The organism is Roseicyclus sp., assembly GCF_018402035.1.
Taxonomy (GTDB): Bacteria; Pseudomonadota; Alphaproteobacteria; order Rhodobacterales; family Rhodobacteraceae; genus Roseicyclus.
In genome coordinates this window covers 550,986-567,285 of the sequence record NZ_JAGYJN010000001.1, presented here as the reverse complement: position 1 = coordinate 567,285, position 16,300 = coordinate 550,986, and the positions used below count along the sequence as shown (strand labels likewise).

Annotated in this window: 17 protein-coding genes; 10 read left to right on the top strand and 7 right to left on the bottom strand. The window is 61.5% G+C overall.

What is annotated here, in order from left to right:
- Positions 1-6: 6 nt before the first annotated feature.
- Entirely contained in the window at positions 7-999 is a 993-nt protein-coding gene (locus tag KG698_RS02690) for a tripartite tricarboxylate transporter substrate binding protein (RefSeq protein ID WP_213683999.1), read from the bottom strand.
- A 97-nt stretch (positions 1,000-1,096) separates the two neighbouring features.
- Positions 1,097-1,777, bottom strand: coding sequence for a GntR family transcriptional regulator (locus KG698_RS02685; RefSeq protein WP_213683998.1), 681 nt, complete (start codon positions 1,775-1,777; stop codon positions 1,097-1,099).
- A gap of 170 nt (positions 1,778-1,947) precedes the next feature.
- Here KG698_RS02685 and KG698_RS02680 point away from each other — a divergent pair, with 170 nt between their 5' ends.
- Positions 1,948-2,688, top strand: coding sequence for an SDR family oxidoreductase (locus KG698_RS02680; protein WP_300982826.1), 741 nt, complete (start codon positions 1,948-1,950; stop codon positions 2,686-2,688).
- Between the two features lie 98 nt (positions 2,689-2,786).
- On the top strand, positions 2,787-3,626 hold the full coding sequence (locus KG698_RS02675) for a bifunctional allantoicase/(S)-ureidoglycine aminohydrolase (protein WP_213683996.1): 840 nt from the start codon (positions 2,787-2,789) through the stop codon (positions 3,624-3,626).
- Here the strand turns inward: KG698_RS02675 and KG698_RS02670 are convergent.
- From KG698_RS02670 to KG698_RS02660, 3 genes are all read right to left on the bottom strand, one after another.
- Positions 3,623-4,393: an FCD domain-containing protein gene (locus KG698_RS02670; RefSeq protein ID WP_213683995.1), complete on the bottom strand. Its 771-nt coding sequence runs from the start codon at positions 4,391-4,393 to the stop codon at positions 3,623-3,625. The two genes, KG698_RS02675 and KG698_RS02670, sit on opposite strands and share 4 nt — an antisense overlap.
- Positions 4,394-4,463: 70 nt before the next feature.
- On the bottom strand, positions 4,464-5,117 hold the full coding sequence (locus tag KG698_RS02665; protein WP_213683994.1) for an OmpA family protein: 654 nt from the start codon (positions 5,115-5,117) through the stop codon (positions 4,464-4,466).
- 123 nt (positions 5,118-5,240) lie between these two features.
- Positions 5,241-6,110, bottom strand: coding sequence for a bifunctional helix-turn-helix domain-containing protein/methylated-DNA--[protein]-cysteine S-methyltransferase (locus KG698_RS02660; RefSeq protein ID WP_300982824.1), 870 nt, complete (start codon positions 6,108-6,110; stop codon positions 5,241-5,243).
- A 74-nt stretch (positions 6,111-6,184) separates the two neighbouring features.
- Here KG698_RS02660 and nth point away from each other — a divergent pair, with 74 nt between their 5' ends.
- Together nth and KG698_RS02650 are read left to right on the top strand one after the other, a co-directional pair.
- Entirely contained in the window at positions 6,185-6,829 is a 645-nt protein-coding gene (gene nth / locus KG698_RS02655) for an endonuclease III (RefSeq protein WP_213683993.1), read from the top strand.
- Positions 6,826-7,818 (top strand): adenosine kinase, encoded by a 993-nt coding sequence (locus KG698_RS02650; RefSeq protein ID WP_213683992.1) that lies wholly within the window; start codon positions 6,826-6,828, stop codon positions 7,816-7,818. The genes nth and KG698_RS02650 overlap by 4 nt, the downstream gene beginning before the upstream one ends.
- Before the next feature lie 12 nt (positions 7,819-7,830).
- Here KG698_RS02650 and KG698_RS02645 read toward each other — a convergent pair whose 3' ends face one another.
- Complete coding sequence (locus KG698_RS02645; protein WP_213683991.1) at positions 7,831-8,649, bottom strand: sulfotransferase family protein; 819 nt, start codon at positions 8,647-8,649, stop codon at positions 7,831-7,833.
- Positions 8,650-8,793: 144 nt separating this feature from the next.
- Between KG698_RS02645 and KG698_RS02640 the strand changes: the two genes are divergently transcribed.
- The 6 genes from KG698_RS02640 (at position 8,794) to KG698_RS02615 (ending at position 14,872) form a co-directional block, all read left to right on the top strand.
- Positions 8,794-10,371 carry a DUF5928 domain-containing protein gene (locus tag KG698_RS02640; protein WP_213683990.1) on the top strand — a complete coding sequence of 526 codons (1,578 nt, stop codon included), beginning with the start codon at positions 8,794-8,796 and terminating at the stop codon, positions 10,369-10,371.
- A gap of 12 nt (positions 10,372-10,383) precedes the next feature.
- Entirely contained in the window at positions 10,384-10,764 is a 381-nt protein-coding gene (locus KG698_RS02635; RefSeq protein WP_213683989.1) for an HIT domain-containing protein, read from the top strand.
- A gap of 90 nt (positions 10,765-10,854) precedes the next feature.
- Positions 10,855-11,046, top strand: a complete 192-nt coding sequence (locus KG698_RS02630) for a zinc-finger domain-containing protein (RefSeq protein ID WP_213683988.1) — start codon at positions 10,855-10,857, stop codon at positions 11,044-11,046.
- Positions 11,047-11,124: 78 nt separating this feature from the next.
- Positions 11,125-13,929, top strand: a complete 2,805-nt coding sequence (gene polA, locus KG698_RS02625) for a DNA polymerase I (RefSeq protein WP_213683987.1) — start codon at positions 11,125-11,127, stop codon at positions 13,927-13,929.
- Positions 13,929-14,288 (top strand): MmcQ/YjbR family DNA-binding protein, encoded by a 360-nt coding sequence (locus tag KG698_RS02620; protein WP_213683986.1) that lies wholly within the window; start codon positions 13,929-13,931, stop codon positions 14,286-14,288. The genes polA and KG698_RS02620 overlap by 1 nt, the downstream gene beginning before the upstream one ends.
- Entirely contained in the window at positions 14,285-14,872 is a 588-nt protein-coding gene (locus tag KG698_RS02615; protein ID WP_213683985.1) for a pseudouridine synthase, read from the top strand. Before KG698_RS02620 ends, KG698_RS02615 begins: the two co-directional genes overlap by 4 nt.
- Before the next feature lie 123 nt (positions 14,873-14,995).
- Here KG698_RS02615 and KG698_RS02610 read toward each other — a convergent pair whose 3' ends face one another.
- Positions 14,996-16,297, bottom strand: coding sequence for a pyruvate dehydrogenase complex dihydrolipoamide acetyltransferase (locus KG698_RS02610; RefSeq protein WP_213683984.1), 1,302 nt, complete (start codon positions 16,295-16,297; stop codon positions 14,996-14,998).
- Positions 16,298-16,300 lie beyond the last annotated feature (3 nt).

Sequence of the window (16,300 nt, the reverse complement as noted above, 5' to 3'; positions counted from 1 at the left end):
TCTTGATTACTGGATCGCGCCGACCGAGCGCAGAACTTCCTCAAAGCCACTTTGGGTTTCGCCCAAGAAGCTCCGGAAATCCTCACCGAACAAGAAGGTCGGCGTGAGCGTGTTGTTCTCGATATAGGCGGCCCATTCCGGGGTCTCGACCACTTTCTTCATGGTTTCGATCCAGAAAGTTTGTGCCTCTGCCGGTGCATCGGGCGGCAAGATCAGGCCGCGCGGCATCGACACGCCAATCGGATGTCCTGCTTCCGCCATCGTTGGCACACCAGCCAAGGCATCGGGTGTGGAATTACCCGAATAGGCCAAGGGACGCAGATCGCCCGAAGCGATCAGGCCGAGGATTTCGCCGGGGTTGCCAGCCATCGCATCAATCGCGCCCGACAAAAGCGCGGTGGTCTGATCGGCCATCGAGTTGAACGAGATATATTCAAACTCAAAGCCAGCCGATTGCGCTAAAAGGGCAGGAACGATGAAGTCCACGTTCACCGTGCCGGTGCCACCGATATTGACCGGATTGGCCTTGGCGAATTCGATGAATTGGTCGATGTCTTGAATGTCCGACGTGCCGGAGACAACCAGCACAAGGTCATCGGTTGCCAGAAGGGCCACGGGGGTGAAATCCGTGGGCGCCCAGGGCAGATCAGCCTGCAAGGGGGTGGTCACGAAGCTGCCCGAGGTGGTCGAGATGCCGTAGCCCGAACCCGCCTGACCGAACAGATGACCCCAACCAACGGCACCCGAACCGCCAGCGCGGTTCTCAAGGGTGATATTGCCGGGATAAAAGTCATAGGTGTTGAGGATTTCGACGATGGTGCGCGCCATGATGTCGTTGCCGCCGCCGGGACCAAAGGCGATGGTCCAGTCCAGCGTTTGCGCCGGATCGGGGTAGGTCTGTGCTTGGGCCGCACCCGCCAACGCCAGCGGCGCTGCCAGTGCCAAACCCAGCACGCCGGCCTTGATGTGGCCCGCGATCTGATTGGTGTGAAGTGTCATCTCAGTCTCCCTTGGTTTCGGTTCGTATTGTGCGGGCGTCCCCTCCTTGGAACATTGCCCGTGCGAATGGCTGGACAGACAGCCGCGTGTCCCTTTGTCAAATCCTGTCCAGCAATCGTTTCTTGCCGTTTTCATGATGGTGCGCGCCGGTTTTGCGCGCCCCTTCGACATCGCCCGCCAAGATGGCCGCGACGATATCGCCATGTTCGGCGTTGGAATGGGTGAGCGACGGCAAACCATGCAGCGCGCGCCGCCGCATCAGGCGCACCTCTTTGCCCATGGCCACGTAAAGATCGCGTGCGCGCCCCGCCTCGTCGGCGGCTGCATCCGCGATCCGGTCGTGAAACATTAGATTATGCTCGAAATAGCTTGGCTCGTCGTTTCGTGCGATCATTTCGTTCATCAGATCGACATCGGCCTGCAGCGCGGCCTTGATCGTGGCCGTGCCTCTTTGGGCGACAACGGCGCAGAGATGGCCTGCCAAAAGCGCCCGGAGGTCGTAAAGCTGCAAGGCATCGGATATCGACAGCTTGCGAACATAGACGCCTTCATTGGCGACAGTCGTCACCAGCCCTTCGCGTTCAAGCGAGCGGGCCGCCTCGCGGACGGGGGCGCGGCTAACGCCAAGCTGTTCGGCCAGCGCATATTCGTTGATCCGTTCACCAGCCGCGATTTCGCCGTGCAGAATCATCCGCTCAAGCTCATCGCGCACCTCCAGCACCAGCGGACGCTGGCGCCGTAAAGCAACATGATTGCGGGTGTCTTGATCGAGTTCCATGCGGTCAGTTCAAGCTTTGTCTTGCAGATTGTCAACAATATTCTGTTGATTGCCGGACAAAGCCCCGCTACCCCGATCTCAGGGGCAAAGCGGGTGCAAAGAATACGCCGTGCTGGCAGTTTGCCATGCCGCATAGCGAAAAACGCATGAAGAACGGGGATATTGGCACAATGACGGATCGGCCACTTTTGGGAAAAACCGCCTTTGTTTCTGGGTCAGGCAAGAATATTGGCCGCGCCATCGCGCTGCAATTGGCAGGGCTTGGCTGCAACATCGTGGTCAATGGCGCGCGCGATCAGGCGGGATGCGAAAAAACCGCCGCCGCTGTCACAACTGCGGGTGCGCAAGCCTTGGTCGCGATGGGCGATGTGGCCAAGCCCGATGATGTCGCGCGCATGATCGACGCCGCACATGCGCGCTTTGGCGGTATCGATATCCTTGTGAACAATGCCGCGATCCGCCCGCACAAACCCTTTTTGGAGACCACCGATGCCGATTGGGACGGGGTGGTTGATACCGCGCTGACGGCGGCCTTTCGGCTAAGCCGCGCCGTGCTGCCGCATATGGTGGCCCAAAAATGGGGCCGGATCGTCAATTTTGCCGGCATGAAAGCGATGCGTGGCTATTTCGAGGGCGCGCCGATCTCGGCGGCAAAACATGGTGTCTGGGGTCTGACCAAGGCGCTGTCGCAAGAATTTGCGATGCATGGGGTCACGGCCAATATCGTCTCGCCCGGTCAGATTCGCAGTGAGGCGTTGACGCAAGATGATCCCGCGCGGGTCAAATCCATTCCTGCGGGTGTTATGGGCCAACCGGATGATGTGGCGGCTGTCGTGGCATTCCTATGCTCGCCCGAGGCGCGCTTTGTCACGGGCCAGATGATCGCGGTCAACGGCGGCGAGGCGACCTAAGCCCAAAGGCGGCGATTTGGTCTTTTCATCGCCGCCTCGCTTGGGCAAGCATTGGCGGGCCTTAGCACGCGCTTGTGTCGATCAATGGACCAAATACCATGACAACGCCGCCCAATTCCCGCCCAAGCTATGCCACCCCGCTTGCTGGCCATCCGCCGCAAACGCAGATCATGACCGACCGCGCGGTCTTTACCGAAGCCTATGCCGTCATCCCCAAGGGCGTGATGCGCGATATCGTGACAAGCTTTCTGCCGCATTGGCATGGCACGCGGGCTTGGGTTTTGGCGCGCCCCATGACGGGCTTTGCCGAGACATTTGCGCAGCTGATCGTCGAGATCGCGCCGGGTGGCGGCGCGGACCAACCCGAACCCGACGCAGGCGCGCAAGGGGTGCTATTCGTCGTTGGCGGCACCGTGACGGTGCATCTGGACGGGGTTGCACATGAGCTGGGGTTGGGCGGCTATGCCTATCTGCCGCCGGGGTGCGGTTGGACCATCGCCAATCACGGCGATGCGCCCGCAACGCTGCATTGGGTGCGCAAGCGCTACGTTCCCGTAGCGGGCATCGCCCAGCCCGAGGCGTTCTTTACCTCGGACGCGGCAGTTGCGCCCACGCCGATGCCCGGCACGGATGGCCGCTGGGCCACCACGCGTTTTGTCGAACCCACCGACCTACGCCATGATATGCATGTGAACATCGTCACCTTTGAGCCCGGCGCCTGCATCCCCTTTGCCGAGACGCATGTGATGGAACACGGGCTTTTCGTGCTCGAGGGCAAGGCCGTCTATCGCCTGAACCGCGACTGGGTCGAGGTGGAGGCAGGCGATTTCATGTGGCTGCGCGCCTTTTGCCCGCAAGCCTGTTACGCAGGCGGGCCGGGGCGGTTTCGCTACCTGCTCTACAAGGATGTCAACCGCCACATGGCCTTGGAACTTTAGCCGCGCTCTTTTTCGTGCGCATAGCGCAGCCGCGCGACTTCCTCGTTCTTTTCCGCACGGCGCAATTCGCCCATCCGGCTTTCCACATAGCTGAGATGTTCGACGATGGCGGCGCGCGCGGCGTCGGGGTCGCGCGCTTGGAGCGCTGCATTGATCGCGCGGTGATGGTTGAGCAGCAAATCGCGCGTCGTGCGGCTTTTGAACATCATCTGGCGGTTGAAAAACACGCCCTGTTTGAGCAAATCGAAGATCGAGCGCATCATATGCAGCAAGATCACATTATGGCTCGCCTCAAGAATTGCGAGGTGGAACTCGGCGTCAAGCTCGGCCTCATCGGCGGGGTTGCGCTTGCGGTGGGCGGCTTCCATCTTTTGAAAAATCGCATCGATGACCTGTAGGTCGATATCAGAGCCGTGGGTCGCGGCGCGTTCGGCGGCGATGGATTCCAGATCGCGACGAAAGGCGATGTAGTCGAACACCGCCTCTTCATGGCTGGAAATCAGCCGGATCAGCGCGGGCGAAAAGGCCGAACCCAGTACATCGGCCACATAGATGCCCGCACCTGCGCGCGTGGCCAAAAGCCCGCGCGCCTGCAATTCGGCCACCGCATCGCGCAAGCTTGGCCGCGATACGCCAAAGCGTTCGCTTAATTCACGCTCTGACGGCAAACGCTCGCCGGGCCGCAAGATGCCGCGCAAGATCAACTGCTCGATCTGCTTGACCACCGAATGCGAAAGCTTTTCAGCCTCGATACGTTGAAATGGCATGGCCCCCCCTCGCGATTGGTCAAAGAATATGACCAGCGCAAGGGGGGTGTCCAGCCGATTGCGTGCAGGCTTAGGTAGTCGGGCGGATGATCACCTCGACCCGGCGGTTAAGTTGCCGCCCCTCGGGCGTCAGGTTGCTGGCCACCGGCGCATCCTCGCCACGGCCATAGGCGCGCACACGGGAGGGCGAGACGCCTTGTTCCAACAGCACGCCTGCCACCGCTTGCGCGCGGCGCGACGACAGATCTTGGTTGTAACCGGCCGAGCCTGTGTTGTCGGTATGGCCGATCACATCAACTGTGGTGTTGGGATAGGCTTGCAGATTGCGTGCGAGCGTCCGGATATCGGATTGCAGGCTGGCCCGGATCGCGGCGCTATCGACATCGAACAAGATGCCGTCAGGCATGGTGACGATCAATTCCTCCCCGGTGTTTTGGATGACGATATCGTCATTGGCCAGCGAGCCGCGCAGATCTTGTGCCTGTCGGTCAAGTGCGGCACCGATCGCGCCACCCGCAACGGCACCGGCGGCAGCACCCACCACGGCCCCAAGCCCGGGGTTGCTGTCATTGGTCGTGCCGCCCAAGAACCCGCCGACCATGCCGCCGATGATCGCACCGGCTTGGGTCCGCTCGCCCATCGGCGCGGGGGTGTTGCTGACACAGCCCGATAGACCAAGCACCGAGGCGGTGGCAAGGATCGTGAGCTTTGCATTCATTTTCATAAACTTACCCTTCCATACTGCTCATGGCCCGGTTTTTGTCCGGCGCGCATTGGAACAAGTATATCAGGCTGGCGTCCAACAAATAGCTGTAAATGCGGAAAATGGCGAAAACCCGCCCATGGCCTAGCGCGCGGCGCGGCGGGGTTCTTCGGTCTTGGCCGCTTCCCATGCCAGCATGGCACGCTTGACCGGCAGACCCCAATGATAACCGCCCAATTCACCCGATTTTCTGAGCGCGCGGTGGCAGGGGATCAACCAGCTAATCGGGTTGCGCCCCACCGCCGTGCCGACCGCGCGCACGGCACGCGGATTGCCGACCGCTCCGGCAATCTCGCTATAGGTGGTGACATGCCCCGTGGGGATGCGCAAAAGCGCCTCCCATACCTTGATCTGGAAGGGTGCGCCGATCAGGTGCAGCCGCGCCTTGGCCTGACCTGCAAAAATTGCCTGCGCCAAGGGTGCGACCGCGTCATCATCGGCAAGATGGGTGGCATCAGGCCAACGTGCGACGAGATCGGCCAAAGTCGCGGCGGCCCCGGTTTCAGCGGCAAATCCCAAACCGCAAAGGCCGCGCTCGGTCGCCATGGCGAGCATTGGGCCAAAGGGGCTGTCGCACCAGCCATGTCGGATCACCAGCCCGGCACCGCCACGCGCATAATCGCCCGGTGCCATCGCCTCCCATGTCACGAAGAGATCATGCAGCCGCCCGGTGCCGGTCAGCCCCACCTCTTGCGCGGTTTCAAGCGTGGTGAAACGCGCGGCCAAAAGCTGTTTGGCATGCCCCAGCGCAAGATATTGTTGATAGCGCTTGGGGCTGATCCCGACCCAAGAGGAAAAAAGGCGTTGGAAATGTGCGGGGCTCATCTGCATGGCCTGCGCCAGCGCCTCAAGGCTGAGGGGGGCAGGGGCCGCATCGATCACATCGATGGCCCGGCGGATGACGTTGTAGTGATAGCTGTGATCTTGTTCCATGACGCGACAATAGCGCGCCATAGCTTGCGCGCGCGACCCGAAACTTGCGCCAAATCGCGCTTGCCGCAACCGCGCGCAATCGGCAAAAGGGCGGCATGGCCAAACAGCTTCCCTATGCCACCATGCGCGAGATCTTCGCGCGGTTCCAAGCCGCCGCGCCGGAACCCAAGGGCGAATTGCATCACACCAACGCCTACACGCTGGTCGTGGCCGTGGCGCTCAGCGCGCAGGCCACCGATGTGGGCGTCAACCGCGCCACCAAGGATCTGTTCCAGATCGCCGATACCCCCGAGAAAATGCTCGCCTTGGGCGAAGAGGGGCTGATCCAACATATCAAGACCATCGGCCTTTTCCGCAACAAGGCCAAGAATGTAATCAAGATGAGCCGTATCTTGGTCGAGGAATATGGCGGCGTGGTGCCATCAAGCCGCGCCGCGTTGCAATCGCTGCCCGGTGTGGGGCGCAAGACCGCGAATGTTGTGCTGAACATGTGGTGGCATTTCCCCGCGCAGGCCGTCGATACCCATATCTTCCGGCTGGGCAATCGCGCGGGGATTGCGCCGGGAAAAGATGTCGATGCCGTCGAGCGCGCCATCGAAGACCATGTGCCTGCTGAGTTTCAGCTTCACGCCCATCACTGGATGATCTTGCATGGCCGCTACATTTGTCTCGCGCGCAAACCCCGATGCGGCGATTGTATCATCCGCGACCTGTGCCAATACGAGGAAAAGACCCTATGACCAAAACCTATGATCTTGTCGGGATCGGCAATGCCATCGTCGATGTGATTAGCCACGGCGATGACAGTTTCCTCGACAATATGGGGATCGAGAAAGGCATCATGCAGTTGATCGACCGCGAGCGGGCCGAGCTGCTTTACGCCGCGATGTCAGACCGGGTGCAGACGCCGGGCGGATCGGTTGCCAATACCATCGCGGGTGCGGGCACGCTGGGGCTAAGCACCGCTTTTCTGGGCAAGGTCAAGGATGACGCGCTGGGCCGCTTTTATGCCGATGGCATGGCAGCGCAGGGCACCGATTTTCCCAATCCACCCGCGCGCGATGCGCAGGCGCCCACCTCGCGCTCGATGATCTTTGTCTCGCCCGATGGGGAACGCTCGATGAATACCTATCTGGGTGCCGGGGCCGATTTCAACGCGGGCGATGTGGATGCAGCCGTTGCCGCCGCCGCACGCTGGCTATTTCTTGAGGGGTATCTTTACGACAAGCCCGAGGGGAAATCAGCCTTTCACGCCGCCGCCGATCACTGCCGGGCAGGCGGCGGCAAGGTGGGGATCACGCTGTCCGATCCCTTCTGCGTCGACCGTCACCGGGCCGATTTTCTGGCGCTGATCGAAGGCCAGATGGATTACGTCATCGGCAACCACGAGGAATGGCTGGCGCTTTACCAGACCGACGATTTGGATGATGCGCTGGGCCGCGCGGCCGCGATCTGCGATCTGGTCGTTTGCACCCATTCGGGCGAGCCGGTGAAGATTCTGCGCGGGGCCGAGCGGGTCGAGGTGCCAGTGACCCGCATCACCCCGGTCGATGCAACCGGCGCAGGCGATCAATTCGCCGCTGGCTTTTTGGCGGGCATGGCCATGGGCCGCGACCTTGAAACTGCGGGCCGCATGGGTGTTGCCGCCGCCGCCGAGGTGATCCGCCATATCGGCCCGCGCCCCCAGCGCCCCCTGTCCGAAGTCTTTGCCGAGGCGGGGCTTGCCTAGCGCCTTGTCCGCTTAATCACCCAGCTTGGCATGCACCTCGTCCAGATCGATCTCGCCTGTGGGCATCTTGTTGGCGGGATTGTCGAAATCATAGCGAAACAGCGCGAAATCGCGGTGATAAATCTCGCGCATGAGGTGCATGGAGAGATCGTCAAAGTAATCCTCAACCGGGTGCAGCCGCTTGGGGCCATGCCCCTCGCTTTCGTTGAAGCGCGGCACCTGTGAAAGATCGACGGGGTGGCGTGTCTCGATCCCGTCGAGCACGCTTTGCATGCCCTCGTTGAACTTTTCAGTCCAAAAGATCTGGTTGTAGCGCCCACCATTGGCAATCAGCGTCGAGACATGGCCCGACATGGCCGACCAATGGATGTCAGGCTCCATCGGGCGAAGCCAGCGGATCGTGTCGCGCACGAACAGGAGGAACCGTCGGAACGAGGCGATCTGGTCGAACTCGCCCTTGCCGTCATCGCCACCGACCTCGATCCCGTATTTCTGGATCAACAGCGGCACAAGGTTGCCGCGATAGCGTTTGCCGTTGCGCTGAATGCCGCAGATCTTGTCGAAAAAGCTCGAAAGGACGCGGGTATAGGGGTTGCGCACGCAGGTGAAGGTAAAAGATTTTTGCCCCTTCACAGCCGCCTCGATCACGGGTTGGCTCGCCTCGATCGACCATTTGTGCAGGCCGTAAGTGGCATCATGGATGTCACCGTCGAAATATTCCGCATGATCGGAATAGAACATGATCTGGCCGATGGTCGAACAGGCGCATTTGGGGACCACCCGGTAAATCACGCTTTCGCTTTGTGTCATCCAGGTTCCTGGGAAACCCATGTGCTGCCCCTCGTGATTCTGTTCTGTTGCGCCCCAGCATCGGGGCGGGTGGGCCTATATTGCGTAAAAAGATCTATCTCTTCAACTTCCGTTCGTTGCTGCTATGAAACCAATAGGGACATTTTCTGGTGAGTTGTTTGTGGCATGGCAAAAATCGCGTTCATCTTGCTGTGTCACAAAGATGCGCCCGCCATCATCAAACAGGCCGAGCGGCTGACCGCGACAGGTGATTTTGTGGCCATCCATTTCGATGCCCGCGCAAAACCCGCCGATTATGCCGCCATCACACAGGCGCTTGCCGACAATCCCGGGGTGGTTTTTGCCAAGAAGCGGGTCAAATGCGGCTGGGGCGGTTGGAGCTTGGTACGCGCCACGCTCAACGCGGTTGAAGCGGCCGAAGCTGCATTCCCCGCCGCCACGCATTTCTACATGCTTTCGGGCGATTGCTTGCCGGTCAAATCCGCCGCCTATGCGCATCGCTTTCTCGATGCGACCGACCGCGACTATATCGAGGCGTTCAATTTCTTCACCTCGGATTGGATCAAGACGGGCCTCAAGGAAGAACGCCTGATCTATCGCCATTGGTTCAACGAGCGCACGCAAAAACAGCTTTTTTATCGCAGCTACAACTTCCAAAAGCGGTTCAAGCTGACCCGCCGCATCCCCGCCGATATCGAGGTGCAGATCGGTAGCCAGTGGTGGTGCCTGCGCCGACGCACGATTGAGCGGATGCTCGCGTTTTGCCGCGAGCGCCCCGATGTGGTGCGCTTTTTCGCAACCACATGGATCCCGGACGAGACGTTTTTTCAAACACTCGCCCGCCATCTTGTGCCAGAGCGCGAGATTGAAAGCCGCACGCTGACCTTCAAACTGTTCAGCGACTATGGCATGCCGGTGACCTTTTATAATGATCAATACAACCTCTTGATCAGCCAAGACTATCTTTTTGCGCGCAAAATCAGCCCCGAGGCGGCGCTGCTCAAGGATCAGCTGGGCGCGCTATGGCAATCGGACCGTGTCGATTTCGCGACCAGCCAAGAGGGGGAAAAGCTTCACGCTTTCCTGACCGGGCGGGGCAGGATCGGCAAACGCTATGGCACCCGATTTTGGGAGCGTGAAAGCACGCTGGGCGTGGACCGCGATCTTTACATGATCGTGTGCAAAAAATGGCATGTGGCCAAGCGTTTGCTGCATGCCAGCGCGCATCGGCTTGAGCTACGGGGGATGGAGTATCTCTTTGATGAGGCGACCTGTGCCGTGCCGCATCTGGGCGGGATCGAACGGACCTTGGAAAAGCGCAATCGCCACCGCCGCGCCCTGATGCGGATGTTGTTTGATTATTACCGCACCGACCAGCTGGTGATCTGTCTGGACCCGGCCAATGTCGACTTGATGCAAGATTTCATGACCGACCGGGCCAATGCGCGCATTCTCGAACTGCAATGCGTCTTTGACGACCAATATCTGGTTGGGCATGCGATGCGTGTGGGGCTTGCCACCGCCGAGACCTCAAGCGATGTGATCGGGCGCATGTTACCGACGCTGCGCCATGAGTTCGACGATGAATCCGTGCGCATCCGCGACGCCGAGTTTCCGCGCCATTGGCGCATGCGCCAAGACCGCCGCCCAGCCGAAAACGCCCAAGTTTTGGCCGAGTTTTTCAATATTGATCTAGACACCGCGCAAGAGCTGGCTGAAACCCCATATCTGTTCGCAGACTGACAGGGGAGCGAGATGGCCTATTCCTATGACCCGCAGAACATCTTTGCGCGCATCTTGCGCGGGGAAATTCCCAACAACACCGTGATGGAAACTGACCACACGCTGGCCTTTGCCGATATCTACCCGCAAGCGCCCGTGCATGTGCTGGTGATCCCCAAGGGGCCTTATGTCTGCGCCGATCATTTCGGCCTTGCCGCCACCGATGCCGAGATCGTCGATTTCAACCGCACCATCGCCCAGATCTGCGCAAAGCTTGCGCTTCAGCCGGGCGAGGGCGGGCAGGGCTATCGCACCATCTCCAATGCCGGTGACGTCGCCGCCCAAGAGGTGCCGCATTACCATGTGCATATTCTGTCGGGCCGCCCCTTGGGGCGCATGCTGCAACCGGCCTGACACGCGCGTGACGGGACAGGGCGATGGTCTTGCCCGTGCGCGATCTTGCTGCCATATCGCACAGGTAGATCGCAGCCGAGGACACCGACCATGCCCATCGCCCCGCCCGAGACCGAGATCGTCACCACCACCCGTGTCGCCTGTGACGGCGGCGAGGGGGCCTTGGGCCATCCACGGGTCTGGCTGTCGATCCCGCCCGAGCGCGGCTGGGTCGAATGCGGCTATTGCGACAAGAAATTCATCCATGCCGATGTCGCCGAAACCCTGAAATCGACCGATTGATCGGGAAAACCGGGGTCGCGCCTGCCGCGCCCGCGCGCTAAACACGCCCCATCACATCGTAACGGGGGAGTGGCACCTATGGGATTCGGCAAGGGACATCACCTGCATCTCGTCGATGGCTCGGCCTTTATCTTCCGCGCCTATCATGCGCTGCCGCCGCTGACGCGGAAATCCGACGGGCTGCCCATCGGGGCGGTCTCGGGTTTTTGCAACATGATCCACCGCATGATCGAGGCCAATACCGGCCCGGATGCGCCCACCCATGCCGCCGTGGTGTTCGACAAGGGCAGCCATACGTTTCGCAACGATATGTACGACCTCTACAAGGCCAACCGCGAGGCCATGCCCGAGGATTTGCGCCCCCAGATCCCGCTGACGCGGGAGGCCACGCGCGCCTTCAACATCGCCTGTCTTGAGCTGGAGAATTACGAGGCCGACGACATCATCGCCACCCTTGCCCGCCAAGCCCGCGAGGCGGGGGGGCGCTGCACGATCATTTCCTCTGACAAGGATCTGATGCAGCTTGTCGGCGGCGGGGTGGAGATGTTTGACGCGATGAAGAATCTGCGCATCGACAGCGAGGGGGTCGAGGCCAAGTTTGGCGTCCGCCCCGACCGTGTGGTCGATGTGCAGGCCTTGGCCGGTGACAGTGTCGACAATATCCCCGGCGCGCCCGGTATCGGGATCAAGACCGCCGCACTTCTTATAAATGAATTCGGGAGTTTGGAGGCGCTTCTTGAACGGGCAGATGAAGTGCCACAGCCCAAGCGCCGCCAGACCTTGATCGATTTCGCCGACCAGATCCGCCTGTCCAAGCTGCTTGTGACCTTGGATGACCAGACACCCATCGATGTCACCCTCGACGATCTGGAAGTGCGCGAACCCGAGGCGGCGGTCTTGCTCGAATTCCTTGCCAAGATGGAGTTTCGCACCCTGACCAAGCGCATCGCAGATGGCTTCGGCGTGGCCGCACCCGCCATCATCGATACCGACCCGCGCGGGGCCGATCCGGCGCATGACGCGGCCCCCGCCATGCCGCCCATCGACCGCAGCACCTATCAGATCGTCGGCGATGCCGCTGCGCTGGCCCAATGGATCGCGCGGGCCCATGCCACGGGTGCCATCGCCATCGACACCGAAACCACCGGCCTTGATGAGATGACCGCCGATCTGGTCGGCATTTCGCTCGCTACCGGCCCGAATGAGGCCTGCTATATCCCGCTGGCCCACCGCGCCGAGGGCGGCGAGGGGCTTTTTGGCTCGACCGCGCTGGCCGAGGGGCAGATGGGCCTTGATGCGGCGCTGGCCCTGCTCAAACCGATGCTCGAGGATGCATCGGTTCTGAAAATCCTGCAAAACGCCAAATATGATGTGAAGATCCTTGCCCGTTACGGGATCGCAGTCGCGCCCATCGATGACACGATGCTGATGTCCTACGCGCTGAACGCCGGGCTGCACGGCCATGGGATGGATGCGCTATCGGAACGCTACCTTGGCCACACGCCGATCCCGATCAAGGAATTGATCGGCGCGGGCAAATCGCAGATCACATTCGACCGGGTGCCGCTTGATCAAGCCGCCCCCTATGCCGCCGAGGATGCCGATGTGACATGGCGGCTGTGGCAGACCTTCAAGCCGCAACTGCACCGCGCCCAAGTCACCACGGTCTACGAGACGATGGAGCGCCCGCTGGTGCCGGTTCTCGCGCGGATGGAGATGACGGGTATCAAAGTTGACCGCGATGTGCTCAGCCGTATGTCCAACGCTTTTGCCCAGAAAATGGCCGGGCTTGAGGCGGAATTGTTTGACCTCGCGGGCCACCCCTTCAACGTGCAATCCCCCGCGCAGGTGGGCCAGATCCTCTTCGAAGAGATGGGGCTTGCGGGCGGCGAAAAGACCAAGACCGGCCAATGGTCGACACCCGCCGAGGTGTTGGAAGACCTCGCCGCCACCCATGATTTTGCCGCCCGCGTGCTGGACTATCGCCAGATCCAAAAGCTGAAATCCACCTATACCGACGCCTTGCAAGAACACATCAACCGCGACACGGGGCGGGTGCATACCTCCTACGTCATCGCGGGTGCCAATACCGGGCGTTTGGCCTCGACCGATCCGAACCTGCAAAATATCCCCGTCCGCACCGAAGATGGCCGCCGCATCCGCGAAGCCTTCGTGGCTGACACGGGCAAGGTTCTGGTATCCTTGGACTATTCCCAGATCGAATTGCGCATCTTGGCGCATATCGCAGGGATCGATGCGCTGAAACAGGCCTTTCGCGAGGGGCAGGATATTCACGCCGCCACCGCCTCCGAGATGTTCGGCGTGCCGCTGGACCAGATGACGCCCGATGTGCGCCGTCAGGCCAAGGCGATCAACTTCGGCGTGATCTACGGCATCTCGGGCTTTGGCCTGGCGCGCAACCTGCGCATCCCGCGCGCCGAGGCGCAGGGTTTTATCGACCGCTATTTCGAGCGTTTCCCCGGCATCCGCGCCTATATGGACGCGACCAAAGCCTTCGCGAAATCAAATGGTTATGTGCAAACCCTGTTCGGCCGCAAGATCCATACGCCCGAGATCAACGCCAAGGGGCCGGGTGCGGGCTTTGCCGCGCGCGCCGCGATCAACGCGCCCATTCAAGGCACGGCCGCCGATATCATCCGCCGCGCGATGATCCGCATGGAGGATGCCACCCGCGATCTGCCCGCGCGCATGCTGTTGCAGGTCCATGACGAATTGCTCTTCGAGGTGGATGAGGCTGCTGTCGACACCCTCATCACCCGCGCGCGCGACGTGATGGAGGGGGCGGCCTTGCCCGCCGTGCATCTTGATGTGCCGATCATCGTCGATGCAGGGCAGGGGCCGAACTGGGCGGTGGCGCATTGATGGCCGGTATCGCGACATGGCCCGAGTTGCGCGCGCTTGCCCTGTCGCTGGACCTGCCGCAGGTCGAAGACGCGGTCAGCTGGGGCAATCCCAACCTGAAAGCGCATGGCAAGATGTGGTGTTGGTGGTCGCCCTATGTTGATGCGGCAGTGTTCAAATGCGCCATCCCCGAGCGCGAGATCTTGCAAGCCGCCGACCCCACCGCCTTCTTGCACCATGACCATTACGCCAATCATGCCCTGATCTTGGTCGCAGCGGGCCGGATCGATCGGGGCTGGGCCGAGGCGCGGCTGCGTCGCACATGGGAAGACATGGCCCCGAAACGTTGGCTTGCGACATGGAAGGCCGGCCAAGCATGAGCCGCCCGCGCCCGCGCGCCAAACCCGCGCTTCCGCGCAGCGAGACGCGGCTGATCGGTTTCAACAAACCGATGGATGTCTTAAGCCAGTTCACCGATGACGGGCATTGGCCGGGGCTGAAGCGCTATCTGGACATGCCGGGGCTTTACCCTGCGGGCCGGCTTGACCGCGATAGCGAGGGGCTGTTGCTCTTGACCAATGATGGCATCTTGCAGGCACGGCTAACCGATCCGAGATCGGCCACGCCCAAGACATACTTCGTGCTGGTCGAAGGCACCCCAACGCCCGAAGCGCTTGCCGCACTCCGTCAGGGTGTGACCTTGAAGGACGGGCCGACAAGACCTGCAAAGGTCGCGGAGGTCACGGCCCCCGATTGGCTATGGCCGCGCGATCCACCCGTGCGGTTTCGGCTGAATGTGCCCGAGGCTTGGCTGCAACTGACCATTACCGAGGGGCGCAATCGCCAAGTGCGGCGCATGTGCGCCCATGTGGGCCTGCCGGTTCTGCGGCTGATCCGTTGGTCGGTGGGCGATCACACGCTCGAGGGCTTGTCCCCCGGCACGTGGAAGGCGCTGCAGCCTTAAGGCAGTTCTGATAGAAGATCTTGCAAGGCGGGTTGTCCCAGACAGGCGACGGGGCCGCCGATACGCAGATCGCGGCCCCGTGCTTTCGCGGTGCCGCTCCTCCCCGGCACCGCTATTACTTGCTTATGCAAGCATAGCCATGGGATTCTCGAGATTGTCAACAATTGCTTGCAACAGCTCTGCCCCAAGTGCGCCGTCGATCACGCGGTGATCGACCGAAAGCGTGACCGACATGACGGTCGCGACGCTCAGCCCGCCATCGGCACCCACCACGGGTTTCTTGACGCCCGCACCCACGGCCAAGATCGCGCCATGGGGCGGATTGATGACCGCGTCGAAATTATCGATCCCATACATGCCCAGATTGCTGATCGCGAATGTGCCGCCGACATATTCATGCGGGGCCAGTTTGCGGTCGCGCGCGCGCTTAGCCAGATCCTTCATTTCGGACGACAGCGCCGAGAGGCTTTTTTGATCGGCATCTTTCAGAACCGGCGTGAACAACCCGCCATCGATGGCGACGGCCACGGCCACATCCGAAGGTTTCAGGCGCAAGATCCGGTCGCCCGCCCAAACGGCATTGGCGGCAGGCACCTGTTGCAGTGCCAATGCGCAGGCCTTGATGATGAAGTCGTTGACCGACAGCTTTACGCCACGGGCCTCGAGCTGCTTGTTGAGTTGCCCACGGAAAGACATCAGCGCGTCAAGCCGGATATCCCGGCGCAGGTAGAAATGCGGGATCGTCTGCTTGGCCTCGGTCAGTCGGGCGGCGACCGTCTTGCGCATACCGTCAAGCTTGACCTCTTCAAAGGTGCGGCCCTCATACATGCGGATGACTTGCGCGGCATCGGGGCCGGTCGGCATGGATGCGGCCTTGGCGGCAGGGGCCGGGGCTTGCGCTGTCGTGGCGGCGGCTTGCGGTGCGGCGCTGGCCGTGGCCCCCGCGACATCGGCCTTGACGATCCGGCCATGCGGGCCAGAGCCTTTGATCCCGGCTAGATCGAGCCCTTTCTCGGCCGCGATGCGCCGCGCCAAGGGCGTGGCAAAGAGCCGTGCGCCATCGGCGGCTTTCGGTGCAGAAGCGGCAGGTGCAGCAGCGGCAACCGGTGCCGGGGCGGCGGCAACCGGGGCAGGGGCAGCTTTCGCTTTGGGGGCTGCGCTGGCCATATCGCCGGCCGTTTCGCCATCGGCCAAAAGCACAGCTATGGGGGCGTTGACCTTTACCCCTTCGGTCCCTTCGGCGACCAAAAGCTTACCGATCACACCTTCATCGACGGCTTCGAATTCCATCGTCGCCTTGTCGGTCTCGATCTCGGCGATGATGTCGCCGGATTTGACGCTATCGCCCTCTTTCACCAGCCATTTGGCCAGCGTGCCCTCCTCCATCGTGGGGGAGAGCGCGGGCATCAGGATTTCCGTAGGCATATC

Excerpts from the sequence above, each read along its gene's own strand:
- KG698_RS02690 (WP_213683999.1), bottom strand. The coding sequence starts at position 999 with ATGACACTTCACACCAATCAGATCGCGGGCCACATCAAGGCCGGCGTG.
- KG698_RS02685 (WP_213683998.1), bottom strand. The coding sequence starts at position 1,777 with ATGGAACTCGATCAAGACACCCGCAATCATGTTGCTTTACGGCGCCAG.
- KG698_RS02680 (WP_300982826.1), top strand. The coding sequence starts at position 1,948 with ATGACGGATCGGCCACTTTTGGGAAAAACCGCCTTTGTTTCTGGGTCA.
- KG698_RS02675 (WP_213683996.1), top strand. The coding sequence starts at position 2,787 with ATGACAACGCCGCCCAATTCCCGCCCAAGCTATGCCACCCCGCTTGCT.
- KG698_RS02670 (WP_213683995.1), bottom strand. The coding sequence starts at position 4,393 with ATGCCATTTCAACGTATCGAGGCTGAAAAGCTTTCGCATTCGGTGGTC.
- KG698_RS02665 (WP_213683994.1), bottom strand. The coding sequence starts at position 5,117 with ATGAAAATGAATGCAAAGCTCACGATCCTTGCCACCGCCTCGGTGCTT.
- KG698_RS02660 (WP_300982824.1), bottom strand. The coding sequence starts at position 6,110 with ATGGCGCGCTATTGTCGCGTCATGGAACAAGATCACAGCTATCACTAC.
- nth (WP_213683993.1), top strand. The coding sequence starts at position 6,185 with ATGGCCAAACAGCTTCCCTATGCCACCATGCGCGAGATCTTCGCGCGG.
- KG698_RS02650 (WP_213683992.1), top strand. The coding sequence starts at position 6,826 with ATGACCAAAACCTATGATCTTGTCGGGATCGGCAATGCCATCGTCGAT.
- KG698_RS02645 (WP_213683991.1), bottom strand. The coding sequence starts at position 8,649 with ATGGGTTTCCCAGGAACCTGGATGACACAAAGCGAAAGCGTGATTTAC.
- KG698_RS02640 (WP_213683990.1), top strand. The coding sequence starts at position 8,794 with ATGGCAAAAATCGCGTTCATCTTGCTGTGTCACAAAGATGCGCCCGCC.
- KG698_RS02635 (WP_213683989.1), top strand. The coding sequence starts at position 10,384 with ATGGCCTATTCCTATGACCCGCAGAACATCTTTGCGCGCATCTTGCGC.
- KG698_RS02630 (WP_213683988.1), top strand. The coding sequence starts at position 10,855 with ATGCCCATCGCCCCGCCCGAGACCGAGATCGTCACCACCACCCGTGTC.
- polA (WP_213683987.1), top strand. The coding sequence starts at position 11,125 with ATGGGATTCGGCAAGGGACATCACCTGCATCTCGTCGATGGCTCGGCC.
- KG698_RS02620 (WP_213683986.1), top strand. The coding sequence starts at position 13,929 with ATGGCCGGTATCGCGACATGGCCCGAGTTGCGCGCGCTTGCCCTGTCG.
- KG698_RS02615 (WP_213683985.1), top strand. The coding sequence starts at position 14,285 with ATGAGCCGCCCGCGCCCGCGCGCCAAACCCGCGCTTCCGCGCAGCGAG.
- KG698_RS02610 (WP_213683984.1), bottom strand. The coding sequence starts at position 16,297 with ATGCCTACGGAAATCCTGATGCCCGCGCTCTCCCCCACGATGGAGGAG.